We start from the raw sequence: 20,279 nt of genomic DNA on the forward strand, positions 1-20,279 counted from the left end.
TTCCTAACGGTTCATAGTCATTAAAAACTCTTCGTTGGTACGTGTTCCTTTCATTTTGTCAAGCAAGAACTCCATAGTTTCCATAGGGTTCATGTCTGCCATATATTTACGCAGCAACCATACTTTCTGAAGGGTTTCTTTGTCCATCAGGAGGTCTTCACGACGGGTACCCGAAGCAAGAATATCAATAGCCGGATACACACGTTTATTAGACAACTTACGGTCAAGCTGCAACTCCATGTTACCGGTACCTTTAAACTCTTCAAAAATTACCTCGTCCATTTTAGAGCCGGTGTCTATCAGGGCAGTAGCAATAATGGTAAGCGAGCCACCATTTTCTACATTACGGGCTGCACCAAAGAAACGTTTTGGCTTATGGAGTGCGTTGGCGTCAACACCACCGGAAAGTATTTTACCCGACGATGGAATAACCGTGTTATAAGCACGTGCCAGACGCGTAATAGAATCGAGAAGAATAACAACATCATGACCGCACTCAACCAGGCGTTTGGCTTTTTCAAGTACCAGACCAGACACTTTTACATGGCGGTCGGCGGTTTCGTCAAACGTAGAAGATATTACTTCTGCGCGCACACTGCGCTGCATGTCGGTTACCTCTTCCGGGCGTTCGTCAATCAGTAGTATAATCAAGTATATTTCCGGATGATTACGGGTAATAGCATTTGCAATTTCTTTCAGCAATACAGTTTTACCTGTTTTGGGCTGTGCCACAATCATACCACGCTGGCCTTTACCAATAGGCGCAAACAAATCAAGCACACGCGTAGAATAAACATCTGGTTTGCTGCTTAGTTTGATATGTTCGTTAGGAAACAAAGGCGTGAGGTATTCAAACGGTATACGGTCGCGTATCTCTTCGGTAGTTTTACCGTTTACAGATAACACCTTAAGTAAGGCAAAGTATTTTTCACCTTCTTTAGGGGGGCGAATGGCACCCTTAACGGTATCTCCGGTTTTAAGGCCAAAAAGCTTTATCTGCGACGGCGACACGTAGATGTCGTCGGGGCTTGCCAGATAATTGTAGTCGGCAGAACGAAGGAAACCATATCCGCCTTCCTGCATTATTTCCAGCACACCTTCGTTTTCAATCAAACCGTCAAACTCTTTAATAAGATTATTGAACTGTTTCTTGATAACCTTGGTGTAATCGTCAACAAAGCGTTTGTCTTCTTTTTGTTCAACAATATCCGGAACGATGTCGTCTGTCAGGCCTTCAAATTCGCTCATTTCTGCGTCAATTTCCGACAAGTCAAAGTCTTCTGCTTCTTCCAGATTCATAATCGGCTCAAGGTCTGGCACAAGAAGCATATCCGGCTGTGGCTGGGCATCTTCATTCACCGGCTCAGGGGCAAATGATGGAGAGAATTCAGGTGCAGGGGCTTTATCAAACAGCTTTTTGCTGCCAACTTTTTTCTGTGGCTCTTTTGGCATGGCATTCATATCAGCTGCTTTGTTGTCGGCTGTTTTATTTATTCTAGTTCGGCCTTTCTGAACTTTATTATCGTTAAAGAGGGGCTCTTCAAAGTTACTTCCGGTTGCTTCGGCAACTTCCTTGGGTAAATTAAAAGTTAATTTATGGGACTGGTGTTCCAAAATCTTTTCAATTAATTCCGGCTTCGAGGCATTGCGGACATCCTTAATGCCCACTTCAATACAAATTTTTCTTAACTCTGATAGAAGTTTCAGATTCAGTTCTTCTGATGTATACATACGTGAGAATCAACTATACTATTTTGCGATGGTTAGAGACTAAAATCGATGCTGAAAAAAGAAAAGGACATTATAAGTTTGTGAACAGTTGAAAGCAAATTACAGGCAGTATTTGAACACTAACGGTTAAAAAGTATTTTACTTTAACTGGAGATTAATTTTAATTTTACTTAGTATCAAAATTTAACTATAATCAGGGATAAACCCGAATTAAGAAATTAGCAAGCAATATTTGGATTGTAATTTCAGAAATTGATTGATTCAAAGAGGGTGTTTTCTTAATTCAGAAAGCCTATTGAAGTTAAACTGGGATTTGAATGCAATTATATGGCAAATATTTTAGAAAATCAAAATTTTCTTAAAATATTTTTTTATCGGTACGCTTTTTTGATTCAACCGTATCGGTATGTCCTAAATTTCAGCCTTATGATTTTGTAACACTAAATTACAGGCTGAAAGTTCAATCTTTTTTAAATTAATTTAAAACTTTGGGGCCTTGTGTGTTTACACCAGAAACATAAGCATTGCAGTGTATGCTTGCTTTTTCGAAGGCTGTTTTCATAGCCATAGATACTTTCTCGGCGGTTTCCTGCCCACGGCTGAAAGCAAAAACAGATGGCCCGGCACCAGAAATACTGCACCCTAAAGCACCGGCTTCAAGGGCTGCATTTTTTACCTCCCAAAATTCCGGAATCAATATAGAACGAACAGGCTCAATAATAAAATCTACCATTGAGCGGGCAATCAAATCATAATCAGACTGCATAAGCCCGGCAATCATACCGGCTACGTTACCCATCTGAGCAATGGTATTTTTCATTGATACCTCATTACGCAGTATATAACGGGCATCTTTGGTGTTTACTTCAATATCGGGGTGAACTATTGTTACAAAAAGCTCTTGCGGGGTAGGTACATTAAAAAAATCAAGCGGGCTATAACTACGTATCACTACAAATCCTCCCATTAAAGCCGGTGCTACGTTGTCTGCATGGGCTGCCCCACAGGCTATACGTTCGCCTTCCATGGCATAAGGCAGCAGGTCTTTAACCGGTACAGGCCTGCCCAGTAATTCGTTTACGGCAAATACCCCGGCTACCGAGCTTGCCGAGCTACTACCCAGACCACTGCCCAGTGGCATTTTTTTATGCAGCTCAACATTAAAGCCTTGCGCCAGCCCCAATTTTTTAAGGTAGGTAATAACCGGAACCGTCACCGCATTTTTTTGAGGGTCAAGCGTTAGTTTGCCATCCTCACCACTTATTTTTGTAATTACTATCTTCGAATCGTCCCTTTTAGAAATGATAACTTCGTCGCCGGGTGCATCAACAGCAAAGCCAAAAATATCAAAACCGCAGGCAACATTAGCAACAGTGGCAGGTGCAAAAACTTTAATTGAATCCATCAGGACAAAATGAGATTTAGGTTCGCTCAAAATTAATCTTTTTGAAGCATTTACAGAAATATTTTTAAGTGCGCCATTAATTTGAATATGCAGGATGAACGATCATTGGTTTTTTTCTGCAAATTTAATAAAGAAATGCCACCTAAATGATTGCACTTAGGTTACTTTTTACTACTTTTCGCGCTTTAAATTGATTTGGTCCGCAAATTAATTTTAAACCTTTTCATTTTGTTATTTACAAAGTGTTTAGGTTATGGGGTTACAACGGCGCGAATCAATAAAATAAGGGTTTATAAACGGCATGAATATTAATTTCTAACCTAACCAAATATTAATGTATACAACAATTAAAAGAAATTGAGACCATGGAAAATCTACGCACAATTTTTACTGATTTCCCACTGGAAGTTTTAATAATATGGTTTTTGCTAACAGGGTTTTTGTGGTGGTTTATGAACAGGGAGCTTGGTAAGTGGAAGTCAAAATCTACAGAGTTATTGAATAGAATAAAATTTCTGGAAGGAGAGTTAGACGCCTGCCGTAAAACCAGAATATCGGTATCAGTTGATTCGGGTGCTACTACCGGCCAGACGGCTGGCTTTGCAGGCACCAGTGTAGCAAATGTTACATTGCCCCCGCCAGTAAAAGACGACCTGAAAATTGTTGAAGGCATTGGGCCTAAAATTGAAGAGCTTTTCAATAAGGCAGGTATTTATACATTTGCACAATTGGCTGAAACCCCGGTTAGCAAAATGAAAGAGATTCTTGACAAAGCAGGTAGCCGGTTTCATATACATGACCCTACTACCTGGGCCGACCAGTCTTCGCTGGCACGAGATGGGAAATGGGATGAACTAAAAAAATGGCAGGACGAACTCTATAAAGGGCGGCTATAATTCAGGCGCTTAGGGTGGTGATATAAAAAGTAATTTTAGGGTCTCCTGCATTATAAATGTCGGAGATTTTTATTTTTAAGGCTTAAAGGTTAATATCTTAAAATTTAAAAGAAAATCTAAGTGTAATAATAATCTGCGGGTTGCTTTTTTCTGGCTGAAAATGCAAATCTTTAAAAAAAAATACCGTGATTCGCATTCTGATTTGAAGCAGACCCGGTTTTTTTTTCGATTTCTGAAAGCTGGCAGATGGGTGCTTCAAAGCGTTGGAAATTATTTTTGAAAAATGAAACGACTTGCCATTTTAGCCTCGGGTTCTGGTAGTAATGCTGAAAAAATCATAAACTACTTTGCCAATAATGAGGCCGTTAGCATAGACTTATTACTTACCAATAATCCGCAGGCAGGTGTTATTGAAAGAGGCCGCAGGCTTGGTGTGCCGGTAGTGGTTTTTGATAAAAAATCATTTTCGCATACAGACAGGGTAGTAGAAATATTAAAAAAACAGGAGATTGACTGGATTATTCTGGCGGGCTTTTTATGGTTGGTACCTGTCAGTTTAATCAGCGCTTTTCCTGATAAAATTATCAATATTCATCCGGCGCTTTTGCCGAAATATGGTGGTAAAGGTATGTGGGGGCATTATGTGCATGAAGCCGTGCATGCCAACAAAGATACCGAGTCGGGCATTACTATTCATTTTGTGAATGAAAAGTATGACGAGGGAAAAATTATTTTTCAGGCAAAATGTGAACTGGCAGCGAGCGATTCGCCTGACGATATAGCTGCGAAAGTTCAGGTGCTTGAGCACAGGCATTTTCCTGAAGTGATAGAGGAATTGATTTCAGGCTAAAAAATCTTTGGCTTATGGTACGTATTTATTATAAAGAGGGTAAGCAGGTAAAGAAAGAAACAGATGTGCGTGAGATGGCACATCTTAAAAATGTAATGTGGGTTGATTTGCAGTCGGCGTCTCAGGACGAAGAGGAATGGATTGAGGCCAAAAGTGACATCAGTTTTCAGACACCGCAGGAAATAGTAGAAATTGAAAGCAGCGCCCGCTACTTTGAACAGAATAATACAATTAATGCCAACTCTAACTTTTTAAAAGCAGACCACGACGGCTATCATTTTTATCCGGTATCGTTTCTTATCCGCGACAACGTTTTGTTTACTTATCGCCATGGCGATTCCAGAACTTTTGCTGATACCGTAAAAAAAATTAAGCTGGGCGAAGAAGTTTTTAAAGACGGCGTAGATATTCTTTTGCTGCTGCTTGAAACCCGTATAGAATCTGACGCTGACCTTTTGGAGAACATGACCAAAGAGGTAAAGAATATCAGTAAGGCCCTAAGCAGAGAAAAGAAGCCGAAACAGGCATCATTGCTTAAAATCAATAACCTGCAGGAGAACACGATGCTCATCCGCGAAAGTATCATAGATAAGCAGAGGGTGCTCTCTCAGATACTCCGCAGTGCGTATTTCCCAGAAGACCGCAAAGAGCGGCTCCGAATTGTGTTGAAAGATATTACCTCACTACTTGAATACACCACTTTCAATTTTGAGCGTTTAGAGTATTTGCAGGATACCTTCATGGGTTTGATTAACCTTGAGCAGAACGAAATTATCAAGATTTTTACGGTAGTTACCATAGCCTTTTTACCACCTACGCTTATTGCAGGCATATTTGGTATGAATTATCAGGTTATACCTTCTTCTGAATATAAGTATGGTTTCTGGATAGCGGTGTTTCTGATGGTTTGTTCATCACTGCTGTTTCTTTTCTTTTTCAAAAAGAAAAAATGGATTTAATTCCTGATGTGTAAGGCACATTGCTTTATATTTTATTTAGTACGCTTAACAAATTAATTGTGACGGGTTATGCCAGTTTTACCAGTTAATACCGAGTATCGTCCTCCCAGATGGCAGTTCAATGCCCATATTCAGACCATTTATCCAAGTGTTTTCAGAAAAGTTGCAGTGCAATACCAGAGAGAAAGGGTAGAACTGGATGATACAGACTTTCTTGATCTGGACTGGTCTTTTGCGGGACCTAAGCCCGGCAAAAAACTGATTATTGTTACGCATGGCCTTGAGGGAGACTCCACCCGCCATTATGTAACCGGAATGATAAAGAAATTTAACAGTGCCGGGTATGACGGCCTGGGTTGGAATTGCCGCAGTTGTAGTGGAGAAATGAATCGCCTGCCAAGGTTTTATCATCATGGCGATGTAGACGATATACGTTTTGTGGTAGAGTATGCCATTAAAAAGCACCAGTATGAAGAGGTAGTGCTGGTGGGGTTCAGCATGGGCGGCAGCATGACACTCCGCTTAATGGGCGATAAACCAGAAGCGCTGCCTGAACAGATAAAATGCGGTATAGCGGTGTCGGTACCATTAGATTTATTTACCTCTGTTTACGAGTTATACAAACCCGGCCGCCAGTTTTATATGAAGCGGTTTATAAACAAACTGGGTAAAAAAATAAAACTGAAAGCCACGCAGCACCCGGGTAATGATTTGCTTAATCATGAAGGATACGAGAAAATAAAAAACTTTGAAGACTTCGATAACCGGTATACTGCCAGGCTTTACGGGTTTAAAGATGCGCATGATTTTTATAATCAGGCAGGAGCCAAGCCTTACCTGAAAAACATTACCAGACCCACTTTGATTATTCAGGCGCAGAACGACCCATTTTTGTCGCCGGAGTGTCTTAACCTGGGCGATGCCGCCGAAAACCCGCACCTATATTTACAGATACTGCATTTTGGAGGGCACGTAGGCTTTATGTTACCCAATTCTAACGAAACCTGGGTGGAAAGAAGAGTACTTGACTTTGTAAATACAGACATCAGCAAACTAAAATAGAACCTTACGGTTGATAAAAAGTAACAGAGATGGAAAAAATGCTAAAAACCACATTCTTTTATAATACATTCGAAAACTGGCTATGGTTTTTAGGTATACTAATTATCGGGTTTCTTTTTAAGAAAATTCTTTCGGTTAATTTAACCAGACTCTTTTACAGGGTTATGAAAAGAGAGACCAGGAGTATTCCGGCAACGCAATTTGTTGACCTGCTCAGAAGCCCCACAGAGTTTCTTTTATCATTGCTGATAATTTACGCTGCATTTAATGAGATTATCTTCCCGCGCAAATGGCGGATAATTCCATTAGGTAAAATGCGGGTTTCTGATTTTTTTGACCGTGTGCTTGATACCCTTTTTGTGGTGGCCATTACCTGGATTCTTATCAGGCTTGTCAGATTCTTTGCTTTGGTGTATTTAAAACGAGCAGAAGAAACAGAATCAAAAAAAGATGTACAGCTGGTGCCTTTTTTCAGAGACATCATCATTGTAGTTGTTTCATTCGTTTCTTTTTTTATGTTGCTGGGTTTTGTTTTTAAACAAGATGTGGTAAGTCTTATTACCGGTTTAGGTATTGGTGGTGTGGCTTTGGCATTGGCTGCGCAGGCAACTTTACAAAACCTTTTTGCCTCTTTTACTTTGTTTACCGAACAACCCTTTATAGTGGGCGACGATATTGAGCTGGGCAACATGGTTGGCAAGATAGAAAAAGTAGGTTTCAGAAGCACCCGTATCAGAAATGTGGATGGCAGCCTGGTGGTGGTACCCAACCAGATGCTTGTGTCACAGTCTTTAAATAATATATCGCAGCGAATGGAGCGCAGACACAAGTTTTTTGTAAGGTTGCAGCTGGATACACCCATACATGAGGTGAAAAAAGTGATGGAAGATGTACAAAGCCTGCTCGATAATCATGAAAACATAAGTACCGGGGCTCATGTGAAGCTAGACACCATTGGTGAGTACTCGATAAATGTATTGGTGGTGTTTATGGCGGCAACTGCCGATTACTGGGAAAGCAAGAGTATCCGTGAAGATATCAACCTGGGTATTATGAACATACTGGATAAGCACCAGTTAGAGCTGGCCATGCCTACCACCACACTAACCAGCCCGGCTGATGAAAAAAATATTGATAACGACTATTAATAAAGCACAGAAAACAATATGGCTCGTATTGCATTAATAACCGGCGCAACTTCTGGCATTGGCAAAGCCACGGCTATTGCTTTTGCTAATAGCGGCATTGATTTAATAATTTGTGGGCGCCGGCAGGAGCGTTTAGACAGTCTGAAAGATTACCTTTCTGCCAAAGTAAAGGTAACCACTTTAAAGTTTGATGTAAGCAATAAAGTAGAGGTGGTTAATGCCATAAATTCATTGCCGGATGAATGGCGGGCAATTGATATTCTGGTTAACAATGCCGGTAATGCACATGGGTTGTCGCCCATTCAGGATGGCGATACGGACGATTGGGATGCTATGATAGACGGCAATGTTCAGGGGCTTTTATATGTTTCCAGGGCAATTATCCCCGGCATGGTAGAGCGCCAGGCAGGTCATATTATTAATCTTAGCTCTGTAGCGGGTAAGTACACCTATGCCAACGGCGCGGTTTATTGCGCTTCAAAAGCAGCTGTTGAAGCCCTCAGTGAGGGTATGAGATTAGACCTTACCCAGCACGGCATAAAAATAACCAATATTGCCCCCGGGGCAGTAGAAACAGAGTTTTCTTTAGTGAGATTCAAAGGAGACACAGCACGTGCCGAAAAGGTATATGAAGGCTTTGAACCCATACAGCCCGAAGATGTGGCCGACGCTATTTTATATGCCGTAAATACCCCGGCGAGGGTAACAATTGCCGACATAGTGCTGTATGCCAAAGCGCAGTCGGCGCCCACAGTTATACACCGAAAATAAAGTAATCTTAAAACTTAATTTAATTATCAGGATGGCCTTTTTATTTGGAAAGGCCATTTTTTTTGCTGTAAATCAATCCGTATGGCCAGGCCTGTTTTAAGTGCCACATGGGTTTTTGAAGGTTGTATTTTAAAAAAGAATTCAAAATCTTGTTTTCTAACAATTCAAGTCAGATATTTGCAACATCAATTCAAAAGATACTTTCTTGTAGCTCATGGATTGATTTATACAGACGAGAGGAGAGAATAGGCTCTGAGAACCTCGGGCAACCTGTCCCGCTACTTGCGATAAGGTGCCAAAACCTACCGGAAGGTTCAACCAACCATTCGGGCTTATAAACCAATCATAGACAAATCGTTTTAAAATTGGTTTTGTTTGCCGTACTGCCGTAAGGTAGGCTTTTTTTATGTACGCTGAGTTTCTGTATGTCAGAAATCAGGTTGAAGATTTTGTATAAAAAAATGGAGAACCAACAGATATTTCGCTACGAAGAACCTTTTAAACTTGAGTCAGGCCAGTGGCTGCCTGAGTTCCAGCTGGCTTATACCACCTTTGGCAAACTGAATGCCGCAATGGATAATGTCATTTGGGTTTGCCATGCTTTTACGGGTAATGCCAACCCAACCGATTGGTGGAATGGCCTGATAGGCGAAAAACGATTGTATAATCCTTCCGAACATTTTATTGTTTGTGCCAATATTCTGGGGTCTCATTATGGGTCTACTAATGCTCTCAGCAAAAACCCGGTAACAGGCGAGCCTTATTTTCATGATTTCCCGTTTATTACCATCCGTGACGTAGTGCGGTCATTAGACCTGCTCCGCCAGCATCTGGGCATTTATAAAATCAATACCGTACTGGGTGGTTCGTTAGGAGGGCAGCAGGCTTTGGAGTGGGCCATTATGCAGCCAGAACTGATAGAAAACCTGATTTTGTTTTCAACCAATGCCATTCATTCGCCTTGGGGTATAGCCTTTAACGAGTCGCAAAGAATGGCAATCTCGGCAGACCCAACCTGGACAGAACGCAACCCTAAAGCCGGCATGAACGGCATGAAAGTGGCGCGTTCAATTGCTTTGTTATCTTACCGCAATTATGCTACCTATAACCGTACGCAGTCGAGAGATGAAGGGCAGGTTGACTTTTTCCGTGCCAATACCTACCAGAATTATCAGGGCGAAAAGCTAGGCAAACGTTTTAATGCGTTTTCTTACTGGACACTCTCCAAGATGTTTGATTCGCATGATGTAGGCAGAGGGCGCGGTAAAGTTGAAGAAGTGCTGGCAACAATACAATCAAAAACACTGGTGATTGGTATATCTTCTGACGTGCTTTTTCCGCCGGAAGAGCAAGAGTTTATTGCGCGTTGTATTCCGGAGGCCTCTTATACTGTTATAGAATCTTTATATGGTCATGATGGCTTTCTGATTGAGTTTGAAGCCATGACAGATACAATCAGAAATTGGAGTAAAAACCTGAAATTAATTAATGAATGATTGAGCAAGCAGCGATTCCAGATTGCAGACAATAAAGCAATCTATTCGCAAATCATTCATTTGCCAGTACATACCTCAATTTAAAAGCTCTGAAATACCCGTAGTCGGTAGTTTTCGGTTAGCTTTTTGCTTCTTAAGCTATTCTGTAAAATGGTAAATAACGGAGATACAGCCGTAAGGCCTGCCGCCAGAGGCAACTTAGGGTTAGTTATGGGGTCTACACCCCATGCCGCCCATTCAATAAGCAGGTAAGCAAAAGGTGAAAAATTGGCTATGCCAAAGTTAATGCGCTTTTTAGGATACTTGTAAATGCTTTTTACTTCGCTCAGTTTTATTTCTACGTATTCATACCTGTTCATTACTTCATTGAAAGTCGTGATTACAAAAGAAGAATCTGAGATGCTGAATAAATCATCTTCGTAGCTGATATTGTCTTTCGTTGTAAACCTGAACACATCTCCTTTATAGAACTTTTTACGTTTGCCTGATCTTACTTTTTCAAGCACCAGATATTTGTCTTTAGAGAACAGGCTTCTGGCCTGTGCAGGGTCTTTTTTATATAAAAGCTCTTCTACCGATTTGGCGTCCTGATGGTGAATCTCCTGCGCAATGGCAGCAGTACTAAGGCACAGCAATAACAAGCAAAGTATTTTTTTTAGTTTTGGCATACAATTGTATCAGCTAATAATATAGAGCAAATATAGAGTATAGATTTAAAAATCAGGAATAAAGAAAGCCGTCGACTCACATTTTGTCGTTAACAGACACCCCTCCCGAAACAATCAGTTTCATAATTTCTGCACTGGGTAAATCAAGCATCTGCACGTTTTCTCTGGGTACCAATACCAGATTCCCCGAAAAAGCATAGCTATGCGGAAAATACACAGCCACTAAATCATTAACGCCCAAACTACTTAAATCATTTTGCGTAATAAAGCCAATTTTATAAATGCGTGCATCTTTGTTCATCAGCACAATGGCACCCTGATTAAACTTTCGTTTGTCGCCCACAAATGCCGATATTAAATCTTTAAATGCAAAATAAAAGATTCTTACCAAAGGAAGATGTCTGATGGTGTTTTCAATAATGTTCTGAAGTGTCTGCGGAAGCAACACAGAAAAAATAAAACCAATCAGCATAGTTCCGAAGATAATAATCAAAGAGCCAAGCCCCGGAATAAACAGGTCTTCGTTCGGATTGGCCGTAGGGATACGAATCCTGATAATGTTATCTACAAAATCAAAAGCGCCCAGCAATATAAAGAAAGTAAACCCAAGCGGAGCTACGAAAAGCAGGCCACGAATAAAATAAGAAAATAAGCGACCAATAAATTTTCTGCCGGACATAGTTAAATTATTAATAGTATCATGTTATAAGGTAGCTAATATTTCTAACGCTTTAACTATTTGAAAAGTTTTGAAAATACTAATTATGATTATAAGACCTGCGATTACCTAAACAACACGCCAGCTTTGACAGCCAATTTATAATCCGTATTGTGCAAACGTAGCATCGGGCTTTTAAAATATAGTGCGGTTAATAGCGTTTTTACAATGAAAATTTACGGGTATGTTTGGGCTTAAAAACATTTTGCGAACCCAATAAAAAGTACTACTCTTGCAATGAATTAAAAAACGTACATAACCGGTATTACAGTAACCGATTAACCATTTCAATAATTATTATTTATGAAGAAGATTCTGCATCTGTTTTTGTTTTTGCTGCTGACGGCCCACACTTTTGCACAGAACCTGAATATACCCATTCAGAATGACCCTGCCGTAAAAACAGGAACCCTGAAAAACGGTTTAAAGTATTACATAATGAAAAACAGTGAGCCCAGGAATAGAATGGAGCTTCGGTTGGTTATAAATGCAGGCTCTATTCTTGAAACAGACCAGCAACGTGGGCTGGCGCATTTCATGGAGCACATGAACTTCAACGGTACAAAAGAGTTTCCTAAAAATCAGTTGGTTGATTTTCTCCAGAAATCAGGTATGAAATTTGGTGCAGACCTGAATGCAGTTACCAGTTTTGATGAAACCATATACCAATTGCAGGTGCCAACAGATTCAGCCAGATTGTTTGAGCGCGCCTTTCAGATATTGGCTGACTGGTCTCATTATGCAACGCTTGACACCGCAGAAATTAACAAAGAAAGAGGTATTGTGCTGGAAGAAGAAAGAGCCAGGCTGAAAAACGCACAGGGTAGAATTCAACAACAATTATTGCCCTTGTTGTTGAACAACTCAAGATACGCAGAACGCCTGCCAATTGGAAAGACAGAAGTGCTTACTACCTTTAAACCCGAACAGATTGTTAAGTTCTATCATGACTGGTACCGCCCTGACTTAATGGCCGTTGTTGTGGTGGGCGATTTTGACCCTTCAAAAGTAGAAAACCTGATTAAAGAAAAATTTGCGAATATACCTACGGCTAAAAATGCTCCGAAAAGAGTAAAATATGAAGTAGCGCCAAGCAAAGGCACACAAACCAAACTGATTGTAGACAAAGAAATGCCACAGTCGGCTTTTCAGATGCTTACTCGCTTTCCTAAAAAGACGATTCGTACCCAAGCCGATTTACGTGATGCCTATGTTGATATGCTTTTTAACCAGATGGTAAATACCCGCCTTCAGGAAATCACTAAAAAGCCCAATCCGCCGTTTATATTTGCCATTATGGGCTATGCTCCGTTTATGGCAGGGCTGGATGTATTTCAGGTTATTACGGTTCCTAAAAATGCTGATGGCATGGAAACCGCCATAAAAGCAATTATGAATGAGCATGAGCGAATCAGACGTTTCGGTTTTACAGCCGGTGAAATGGAACGCGCCAAAAAAGAAATTTGGACATCGGTAGAAAAAAGTTACAAAGAAAAAGACAAAACGAAGTCGGCCTATTTTGTGAATCCACTTGTTGTCAATTACCTGACAGGCGCTGCGTACCTTAGCAGCGATTTCAGATATGAGTTTGCAAAAAAATACCTGGAGGGCATTTCGCAAGCCGATATAACTGCCATGATAAACCGGATTTTTAAAGAAGATAACCGTCTGGGTGTGGTGATAGGCTCTGAACGTGACAAGGAAAAACTGCCATCAGAATCTAAAATTCTTGAGCTTATCAATGAAAAAAATCCTGATCTGAAACCTTATGAAGATGAAGCAGTGGCAAAGTCGTTACTTGAAAACATACCTGCGGGCACAAAGGTAGTAACAGAAAAGAAAATAGATGGGGTAGGGGTTACCGAACTTACGTTTGGCAACGGAGCAAAGGTAGCTTTGAAACCAACAACTTTTAAAAACGACCAGATTCTGTTTTCGGGGGTTAGTAAAGGAGGAACCTCACTTTATAGTGATGCTGATTATTTTTCAGCCGAACTGGCCTCGATGGCGGTGTCACAAGCAGGAGTAGGTAAAATGTCTGACACCCAGCTTGATAAATTTCTTGCCGGAAAAGTGGTAAATGTGTATCCTTACATTAACGAGTTAACAGAAGGGGTTTCTGGCAGCACAAGCCCTCAGGACCTTGAAACAGCGCTACAGTTAATGTATGCTTATTTGGTACAACCACGCCGTGACGATGAAGTGGTGAAGAGTTTTCTTAAAAACCAAAAAGAACTGATTGCCAACTCATTGAAGACACTTACGCCAGAGAAGGTTTTTAACGATACCATTAATACGGTGTTGTATCAGAACAATTTCCGCAGGGCATCTATCAGACCAGAGCATATAGACAAAGTAAATCTTGACCGGGCGTACGAGATATACAAAGACCGTTTCAGCGACTTCAGCGATTTCACCTTTGTGTTTACCGGTAGTTTTGAGGTTGATAAAATAAAGCCTTTATTGGAAAAGTACATTGGCGGGCTGCCTTCAACCAAACGTTCGGAAACATATAAAGACCTGCACATTGATAAAGTAAAAGGCAAAGTAGAAAAAACTGTTTTCAAGGGTCTGGAAGAGAAGGCCTCAGTCAGTCTGCAGTTCTACGGCGATTTTGATTTCAATGAAGAATTGCAGGTGAACCTGGATGCGCTTGCCGAGGTACTGGATATTAAACTGACAGAGAAACTACGTGAAGAAGCCGGTGGTGTTTACTCGCCCAGTATTGATGCTTCTTATGAAAAACTACCTACCCCAACCTACAGCCTAAACATTTCGTTTGGTTGTAGCCCTGCCAATGTTGACAAGCTGGTTAAAATAGCGCTGGATGAAATACAGAAGATTAAAACAAATGGCCCCGAAGCAGTAGATATAGAGAAAGTGAAAGCGGAGGAAAAACGCTCAGCCGAATTGCAGGTTAAAGAGAATGGTTTCTGGGACTCTTACCTTACCGAACAATACCTCAACAGCGAAGACCTGAACTATATTAACCGTTACAGCAAAGAACTGATTGATAAGTTAACCGTAGAAAGCGTGAAAAAAGCCGCAAAGCAATTAATAGGCGATAATTTTGCCAAATTTGTATTGCTGCCAGAAAAGAAGTAAGCAGCTATAAACACAAAAAAACGGGAGCCGATTGTAAAAAATACGGCTCCTGTTTTTGTATATATGAACCAGTTTTAACCCGTAATTCAATGCAATAGGTAAGATAACCAGCCACACAGGGGCGTGCCATTTAACCGACGGCAGGCGGTAAAAGTTAACATCTATTGGTGGGCAATTATTTCTTTAATCGCCACCAAACAAACAATGCACGTATGGCTAAAATCAATACTACTGGTATTAATGAATAATTGATTTGCTGTGGCAAAAATGCCCAGCTCATGAGGAGCAGAGTCAGAACAATGCCATAAACCAGAAAGCTTTTGACCAACCAATCAGGCGATTTGTCTTTCTTTAAAAACAAGGCCACTGGAAAAAGAAACGGGAAAGCCCAAATTATATTAAGATTGTATTCTGTAACGCCGTGATTGGTAAAGAACCACAGAAAAGCAATTATCCAACCCGCAATACCAGTTGCGGTAAAAAACACCTTATCGAACAGAAAAGTATTATTATTCTTTTTAAACTGAAAAAAGGTGCCTATGCCAACCAATACAAACAAGCCCCAGAATAAAACATTAGGTGTTATTTTTTCTTTTTCAATGACTTTGCCATCAAAAATATCCGGGTTTAAATCGTATTTTCTCAATACTAAAGGTTGCCAGTTGCCATTTCTTTTTATTCTGGCTTTATCAAAAGCATCCATGAGGTTGTCTGGCAAAAACATAGCACCCGATGCCCCGGTTAATTGGTCAGCCGGTAGCCCAATGGCCAGGTCCATGCCAAAATCTGCCCATAGTTTTTCGTTTTTACGGGCATATTTATCAATCCACTGGCGGTAGGTGCTGTCGTTATGCAAAGTAGCCGAAAACTGTAAGCTGTCTCCGCAAACACTTTTCATCACGTCGCGCAGCCTGCTCGAACAATTATCATAAAAAAACTTATAGGCATATTCCCGGTTTTCCGGCCTTAAATTATTTAACAGAAAATCATAAGTGGCCTGCTTCTGCTCTATTGATAAATTGAGCATCTGCTCGGTTACCAGGCGGCGTTCGTAGCTCCAGCCGTAAATTTCGTTATCAAAATAATCGGCGCTTATTTTATATGGTAGAGTACCTCTCAGAAATTTAATGTAGAAACCTTCAGTGCTAAACTGAAAAGACCCATAATTGTAGACAATATCTATACCCTGCATTGGGTCTTTAACCCTGATGGCACTATGACCAAAAGTTGAATAGAGGGCGTCGCCCGGAGAGATGGTCAGTAAACTAACAGAAGCGTATGGAGAAAGCTTTTGTGCATTAGAAACAACAGACAGAAAGGTAAATATCAGAGCTAAGGTGTATTTTCTCATTCAGAATAGTGTTTTATGCAAAGTTAAAAATAAAAGCACACAGGTATCAAATACCCGTGTGCTAATTTAAAAAGGTTTGCTAAAATTAATACCGGTTTATTTTAATTGAAGAAAGACCGGCATCTGCATCAATCTTTATTTTTTTAGAGGTGCTTTCGTAGCCCGGTGTTCTCCATAGCCCGCTTTTAACTTTTTCAAAGCCATCCAGTTCTTTAGAGTTCAGCGCGCCGTCCATGTGTAATTCGCAGCCTACACCCTGCGGAACACTGATTTTTACGCTTGTAACACCAGAATTAATGTCTACGTCTACGTTATCAACTTTATCGCCCAGTTTAACATCAATGTCGGTGGCTCCGGTGTTCAGGTCTAGTCTTTTAACTTTGTAATCACTGAAATCAAAATCCAGTTCACCTGCGCCAATGCCCATTTCAATGTCCCATACAGGGGCTTTGTTCAGTTTAATCAGCACAGTATTGTTTGAATTTTTATCGCTGTCAAAATTCAGGTTAAAACCTTTTCCTTTTTTACCTTTTTGCTCAAATTCAACTGTTTTTATACCATTATTCACTTCTTCGGTAAGGGTATATCCGGTTTTGTAACTCAGGTTGGTTTTAGCTTCAAATAGATTGGATGTTGTTTCTTCCAGGTCAAATTCTGCAGCACCACCCGCCAGTTTCAATTTGGCTTCCATTACGTCTGTTCCCATCGGAACCGAGTAGTCGTTTTTGTATCCATCATTGCTTGACGAGTCACTGTCTGAGTTATAGTTGTCATCATCATCATCGTCAATGGTTACGTGCCAGTCGTTATCAAACTCGTCTTTGAAATTGCTTACGCCGTCATCAACACAGGTAAAAATGCCAAGAGGTATAGCAAAGGCAATTAACAAAGCAGAGGCGGCATTAAAAGCGGTACGACTGCGATTCAGGAAAGCAAAGACCCCGGCTAAAATCAGCATTAGTGGCCAGAAGCGGGCAATCTGGCGAAAAGACCAGTTGAGTTCGAACCAGTCAAGATTGGTGCCCAAAAACAGGATACCTATCACAATAAGTATGGCACCCAGAAAGATATTACTGCTTTTTCGTTCCATTGTGTTATGAGTTTAGAGCCCTGTTATTTACCTGATGGGTAATAAAAACCCTTCCCCGTTTTTTAGGTGATACTCATAGCGGGAAAGGGTAAGGGAGTGAGCGTTATTAAAGGTTAATATCTGAATCTTGTTTTGGATAATTCGGAAAATTATCATCCTTACGGTCTCTGACAATTAACCATACACCTAAACCAACCAGAATAAGTGGCCACATCTGGCCAATGTATCTCCAGAGGTTTATGTGAAACAAGGTATTAAATGAGAAAATAATCCCAAGAATAATGAGGATTGCTCCTCCTACCAGATTATTGTTTTGATTGCGACTACTCATAGTTGTATAATTTGAGGTTTCTGAATTAATAGTTCCGGTACTTGCTGGCGCTGTAAAAACATAAGGGTCTTTTACTGGTAATACAACCCATAAAATAATGTAAGTCAATACAGCTGGAAACGGGGTAAAAAACAATAGTACAAAAACAGCCCGAATAAGTGTAACGTCGGTATTAAAATATTCTGCCAAACCCTGAGCTACCCCGCCCAATTTTTGGTTTTGAGTTATACGATAAAGTCTGCCTTCCATTTTTTTTATATTTGTGGGGCAGGTTTTTCATCTGCCCCCGGTTAACTTTTCTGTGTCTCTCAGGAATTTATGATGATGTTGTTTTCTCTCATTATCGATTCCTTGGTTGGCATTATCATCCATAGAACAATGTATGGGATAACCGACGGGATTGGAGCAAAGAATGCTACCACAAATAATACCCGTACCAATGTAACATCAATATCAAAATACTCAGCTAGTCCGGCAGCTACACCACCCAACATTTTGCTACTTTTAATTCTATACAATCGCTTTTCCATTTTCTTTATTTGTTTATGTTGTTTAGTTTTTCAACCACTATTGTGTGATTGATGAAACAAAGATATGGGCTAAAAACGGTACTATGTATAGCAAACTACATGAATGGAAATTTTTAATGTCAAAGGGATAAATTGATGGACGATTTCACGAAACAATGTCCGGAATTTCTCAATTTTTCAATAAATATGTGTAGATGCCTTTTAACAAATATAATGAAAAAAGTAGTAGAGTAAAAATAAAATTCTGATAGTCAGACTTTTAGGTATTGTTTGGTAGAAAATGTACCTGTGGTTAGTCTATCTCCAATAATTCCAGAATTTCGCTCAGTTCATCATAATCTTTATAACCGGGCCTAATCTCGTGGGTGCCTTTCAGGGCAATGCCTTTTATAGATGTATCTGCCAGCAATTCATGAATTTTGTCGGCATCAATGCCAAAGCCCAGAATTACAGGGTGTTCCTGCGCATATTCTTTCAGACGGAACAAGAAGAAATCACTCAATTCTTCACCTTCTATCAGGAAATACTCAACAAACGAGCCATAAAGTTTCAGGTAATCTTCCAGATACGTACTTTCGGCCTTAACTTTAAGAATAATAGGTTTACCGGCATCGGCAATTCGTGGCAATAAGCCCGGGTCGGCAATTTGTAGCAGGTCAATTTCATAGTTTTGCAGCAAAGCAATAACTTCATTATAGTCGGTAGTTTCTGTCTCACCCACAATTTGCACACCGGCAACCCACGACTGAATCTCTTTCAATTTTTCAGGAGGGGTGTAATCATTAGAGAATTTATCCATCACAAAGCCAATCATTTCAACGCCCATACCTGCACAGTAACGTGCATCAGATAAATTAGTGATATTACTTACTTTAACCAGTGTTTGTAGTGCCATTGCAGAAATCTATTAAAATTAGGCTTCAAAATTAGTTCAGAACTATTCAGAATCAAATTCTGTTGAGTAATTTTGCAGATTAATTAACTAAAACGGTAGACTTTGAATCTACGACTGTTATTATCATGAGTAAACACGGACGAATTCTGGTCGCCATGAGTGGCGGCATCGACAGCTCTCTGGCAGCAGTACTGCTACATGAGCAAGGGTACGAGGTCATTGGTATGACCATGAAAACCTGGGACTACGCCTCTTCTGGCGGAACAAAAAAAGAAACAGGTTGTTGCAGTCTTGATTCAATTAATGATGCCCGTAACATTGCTGTTAGTCTGGGTTTTCCGCATTATATTCTTGATATCAGAAATGAGTTTGGCGATTATGTAATTGACCATTTTACCGGAGAGTATCTGGCTGGCAGAACCCCAAACCCATGCGTACTTTGTAACACACACATTAAATGGGATGCGCTTTTGCGCCGCGCCGATAAACTTGATTGCGAGTTTATAGCCACCGGGCACTATGCCAATATCAGAGAAGAAAACAGACGGTATGTGATATCTAAGGGGGTAGATACCTGGAAAGACCAGAGTTATGTGCTTTGGGGTGTATCGCAGGAAAGCCTGTCGCGTACCCAACTTCCACTGGGGCATCTTAAAAAAACAGAAATCAGGGAAATGGCTACCGAAAAGGGATTTTTTGATTTGGTAAATAAATCTGAATCTTATGAAATTTGTTTTGTGCCAGATAACGACTACCGTGGTTTTTTGAAGCGGAGAGTTGAAGGCCTTGAAGAAAGTGTAAGAGGCGGCAACTTTGTAATGCAGGATGGCCGGGTGGTTGGTAAACATGAAGGATATCCTTTTTATACCATCGGGCAGCGTAAGGGTCTGGGTATTGCCCTTGGCAAACCGGTTTTTGTTACTGAAATCAGAAAAGATACGAACGAGGTTGTATTGGGAGAAGAAAAAGACCTTGAAAAAGACGGAATGATGGTTGGCAAGCTGGTAATGCAGAAATATGAAAACCTGATTGACCGTCCGCTTGAAACCATAACCAAGGTGCGTTACAAGCACGAGGGTTCGCCGGCTGAAATCATACAGGAAGGCGATAAAATGAAAGTTTTGTTTCATGAACCTGTGAATGGCATTGCACCTGGCCAGGCCGCTGTTTTCTATGAAGGAGACGATGTAGTTGGTGGAGGATGGATTCTGAAGAGTTTCAAGCAATAAGGCTTTCAGAGTTGCGTTTTATTGTTTAATTGGAGGATTTAACA

Annotated in this window: 18 protein-coding genes and 1 riboswitch; of the genes, 9 read left to right on the plus strand and 9 right to left on the minus strand. The window is 40.5% G+C overall.

The window, feature by feature from the left end:
* Positions 1 to 3 precede the first annotated feature (3 nt).
* Positions 4 to 1,731 (minus strand): transcription termination factor Rho, encoded by a 1,728-nt coding sequence (gene rho, locus MB380_RS09025; RefSeq protein WP_253534747.1) that lies wholly within the window; start codon positions 1,729 to 1,731, stop codon positions 4 to 6.
* 475 nt (positions 1,732 to 2,206) lie between these two features.
* Positions 2,207 to 3,136: a homoserine kinase gene (locus MB380_RS09030; RefSeq protein WP_253534748.1), complete on the minus strand. Its 930-nt coding sequence runs from the start codon at positions 3,134 to 3,136 to the stop codon at positions 2,207 to 2,209.
* 365 nt (positions 3,137 to 3,501) lie between these two features.
* On the opposite strand from MB380_RS09030, the gene MB380_RS09035 reads away from it, so the two are divergent.
* From MB380_RS09035 to metX, 7 genes are all read left to right on the plus strand, one after another.
* Entirely contained in the window at positions 3,502 to 4,032 is a 531-nt protein-coding gene (locus MB380_RS09035) for a hypothetical protein (protein WP_253534750.1), read from the plus strand.
* 283 nt (positions 4,033 to 4,315) lie between these two features.
* Entirely contained in the window at positions 4,316 to 4,882 is a 567-nt protein-coding gene (gene purN / locus MB380_RS09040) for a phosphoribosylglycinamide formyltransferase (protein ID WP_253534752.1), read from the plus strand.
* Positions 4,883 to 4,896: 14 nt separating this feature from the next.
* The gene (corA, locus tag MB380_RS09045; RefSeq protein WP_253534754.1) at positions 4,897 to 5,841 is read left to right on the plus strand and encodes a magnesium/cobalt transporter CorA; all 945 of its coding nucleotides are present in this window, start codon (positions 4,897 to 4,899) and stop codon (positions 5,839 to 5,841) included.
* Between the two features lie 69 nt (positions 5,842 to 5,910).
* Positions 5,911 to 6,903, plus strand: a complete 993-nt coding sequence (locus MB380_RS09050) for a YheT family hydrolase (RefSeq protein ID WP_253534756.1) — start codon at positions 5,911 to 5,913, stop codon at positions 6,901 to 6,903.
* 29 nt (positions 6,904 to 6,932) lie between these two features.
* Positions 6,933 to 8,051 (plus strand): mechanosensitive ion channel family protein, encoded by a 1,119-nt coding sequence (locus MB380_RS09055; RefSeq protein ID WP_253534758.1) that lies wholly within the window; start codon positions 6,933 to 6,935, stop codon positions 8,049 to 8,051.
* 18 nt (positions 8,052 to 8,069) lie between these two features.
* Positions 8,070 to 8,822, plus strand: coding sequence for an SDR family NAD(P)-dependent oxidoreductase (locus MB380_RS09060; protein ID WP_253534760.1), 753 nt, complete (start codon positions 8,070 to 8,072; stop codon positions 8,820 to 8,822).
* A gap of 221 nt (positions 8,823 to 9,043) precedes the next feature.
* Positions 9,044 to 9,163: riboswitch (SAM riboswitch) on the plus strand.
* Positions 9,164 to 9,283: 120 nt separating this feature from the next.
* Complete coding sequence (gene metX, locus MB380_RS09065; protein WP_253534762.1) at positions 9,284 to 10,318, plus strand: homoserine O-acetyltransferase; 1,035 nt, start codon at positions 9,284 to 9,286, stop codon at positions 10,316 to 10,318.
* A gap of 80 nt (positions 10,319 to 10,398) precedes the next feature.
* Here metX and MB380_RS09070 read toward each other — a convergent pair whose 3' ends face one another.
* Together MB380_RS09070 and MB380_RS09075 are read right to left on the minus strand one after the other, a co-directional pair.
* A complete protein-coding gene (locus MB380_RS09070; RefSeq protein ID WP_253534764.1) occupies positions 10,399 to 10,986 on the minus strand; it encodes a hypothetical protein in 588 nt (195 codons plus the stop codon).
* Between the two features lie 76 nt (positions 10,987 to 11,062).
* Complete coding sequence (locus MB380_RS09075) at positions 11,063 to 11,665, minus strand: DUF502 domain-containing protein (protein ID WP_101727852.1); 603 nt, start codon at positions 11,663 to 11,665, stop codon at positions 11,063 to 11,065.
* A gap of 342 nt (positions 11,666 to 12,007) precedes the next feature.
* On the opposite strand from MB380_RS09075, the gene MB380_RS09080 reads away from it, so the two are divergent.
* Positions 12,008 to 14,809: a pitrilysin family protein gene (locus MB380_RS09080; RefSeq protein WP_253534766.1), complete on the plus strand. Its 2,802-nt coding sequence runs from the start codon at positions 12,008 to 12,010 to the stop codon at positions 14,807 to 14,809.
* Between the two features lie 175 nt (positions 14,810 to 14,984).
* On the opposite strand, the gene MB380_RS09085 is transcribed toward MB380_RS09080, so the two are convergent.
* The 5 genes from MB380_RS09085 to MB380_RS09105 form a co-directional block, all read right to left on the minus strand.
* The gene (locus MB380_RS09085) at positions 14,985 to 16,160 is read right to left on the minus strand and encodes a DUF4105 domain-containing protein (RefSeq protein WP_253534768.1); all 1,176 of its coding nucleotides are present in this window, start codon (positions 16,158 to 16,160) and stop codon (positions 14,985 to 14,987) included.
* Positions 16,161 to 16,245: 85 nt separating this feature from the next.
* Positions 16,246 to 17,250, minus strand: coding sequence for a LiaI-LiaF-like domain-containing protein (locus MB380_RS09090; protein ID WP_253534770.1), 1,005 nt, complete (start codon positions 17,248 to 17,250; stop codon positions 16,246 to 16,248).
* 106 nt (positions 17,251 to 17,356) lie between these two features.
* Positions 17,357 to 17,830: a PspC domain-containing protein gene (locus tag MB380_RS09095; RefSeq protein ID WP_253534772.1), complete on the minus strand. Its 474-nt coding sequence runs from the start codon at positions 17,828 to 17,830 to the stop codon at positions 17,357 to 17,359.
* A 59-nt stretch (positions 17,831 to 17,889) separates the two neighbouring features.
* The gene (locus MB380_RS09100) at positions 17,890 to 18,111 is read right to left on the minus strand and encodes a PspC domain-containing protein (protein ID WP_253534773.1); all 222 of its coding nucleotides are present in this window, start codon (positions 18,109 to 18,111) and stop codon (positions 17,890 to 17,892) included.
* A 292-nt stretch (positions 18,112 to 18,403) separates the two neighbouring features.
* Positions 18,404 to 19,006 carry an N-(5'-phosphoribosyl)anthranilate isomerase gene (locus tag MB380_RS09105; protein WP_253534775.1) on the minus strand — a complete coding sequence of 201 codons (603 nt, stop codon included), beginning with the start codon at positions 19,004 to 19,006 and terminating at the stop codon, positions 18,404 to 18,406.
* Positions 19,007 to 19,131: 125 nt separating this feature from the next.
* On the opposite strand from MB380_RS09105, the gene mnmA reads away from it, so the two are divergent.
* Positions 19,132 to 20,235 carry a tRNA 2-thiouridine(34) synthase MnmA gene (mnmA, locus tag MB380_RS09110; protein WP_253534777.1) on the plus strand — a complete coding sequence of 368 codons (1,104 nt, stop codon included), beginning with the start codon at positions 19,132 to 19,134 and terminating at the stop codon, positions 20,233 to 20,235.
* Positions 20,236 to 20,279 lie beyond the last annotated feature (44 nt).

The organism is Emticicia sp. 21SJ11W-3, assembly GCF_024138715.1.
Taxonomy (GTDB): domain Bacteria; phylum Bacteroidota; class Bacteroidia; order Cytophagales; family Spirosomataceae; genus Emticicia; species Emticicia fluvialis.

What these genes read in the sequence shown, in the direction of transcription:
- MB380_RS09090 (WP_253534770.1), bottom strand. Translation starts at nt 17,250, where the DNA reads ATGGAACGAAAAAGCAGTAATATCTTTCTGGGTGCCATACTTATTGTG.
- MB380_RS09030 (WP_253534748.1), bottom strand. Translation starts at nt 3,136, where the DNA reads ATGGATTCAATTAAAGTTTTTGCACCTGCCACTGTTGCTAATGTTGCC.
- MB380_RS09080 (WP_253534766.1), top strand. Translation starts at nt 12,008, where the DNA reads ATGAAGAAGATTCTGCATCTGTTTTTGTTTTTGCTGCTGACGGCCCAC.
- MB380_RS09050 (WP_253534756.1), top strand. Translation starts at nt 5,911, where the DNA reads ATGCCAGTTTTACCAGTTAATACCGAGTATCGTCCTCCCAGATGGCAG.
- metX (WP_253534762.1), top strand. Translation starts at nt 9,284, where the DNA reads ATGGAGAACCAACAGATATTTCGCTACGAAGAACCTTTTAAACTTGAG.
- MB380_RS09085 (WP_253534768.1), bottom strand. Translation starts at nt 16,160, where the DNA reads ATGAGAAAATACACCTTAGCTCTGATATTTACCTTTCTGTCTGTTGTT.
- MB380_RS09100 (WP_253534773.1), bottom strand. Translation starts at nt 18,111, where the DNA reads ATGGAAAAGCGATTGTATAGAATTAAAAGTAGCAAAATGTTGGGTGGT.
- MB380_RS09070 (WP_253534764.1), bottom strand. Translation starts at nt 10,986, where the DNA reads ATGCCAAAACTAAAAAAAATACTTTGCTTGTTATTGCTGTGCCTTAGT.
- MB380_RS09095 (WP_253534772.1), bottom strand. Translation starts at nt 17,830, where the DNA reads ATGGAAGGCAGACTTTATCGTATAACTCAAAACCAAAAATTGGGCGGG.
- MB380_RS09075 (WP_101727852.1), bottom strand. Translation starts at nt 11,665, where the DNA reads ATGTCCGGCAGAAAATTTATTGGTCGCTTATTTTCTTATTTTATTCGT.
- MB380_RS09035 (WP_253534750.1), top strand. Translation starts at nt 3,502, where the DNA reads ATGGAAAATCTACGCACAATTTTTACTGATTTCCCACTGGAAGTTTTA.
- MB380_RS09055 (WP_253534758.1), top strand. Translation starts at nt 6,933, where the DNA reads ATGGAAAAAATGCTAAAAACCACATTCTTTTATAATACATTCGAAAAC.
- MB380_RS09060 (WP_253534760.1), top strand. Translation starts at nt 8,070, where the DNA reads ATGGCTCGTATTGCATTAATAACCGGCGCAACTTCTGGCATTGGCAAA.
- mnmA (WP_253534777.1), top strand. Translation starts at nt 19,132, where the DNA reads ATGAGTAAACACGGACGAATTCTGGTCGCCATGAGTGGCGGCATCGAC.
- rho (WP_253534747.1), bottom strand. Translation starts at nt 1,731, where the DNA reads ATGTATACATCAGAAGAACTGAATCTGAAACTTCTATCAGAGTTAAGA.
- purN (WP_253534752.1), top strand. Translation starts at nt 4,316, where the DNA reads ATGAAACGACTTGCCATTTTAGCCTCGGGTTCTGGTAGTAATGCTGAA.
- corA (WP_253534754.1), top strand. Translation starts at nt 4,897, where the DNA reads ATGGTACGTATTTATTATAAAGAGGGTAAGCAGGTAAAGAAAGAAACA.
- MB380_RS09105 (WP_253534775.1), bottom strand. Translation starts at nt 19,006, where the DNA reads ATGGCACTACAAACACTGGTTAAAGTAAGTAATATCACTAATTTATCT.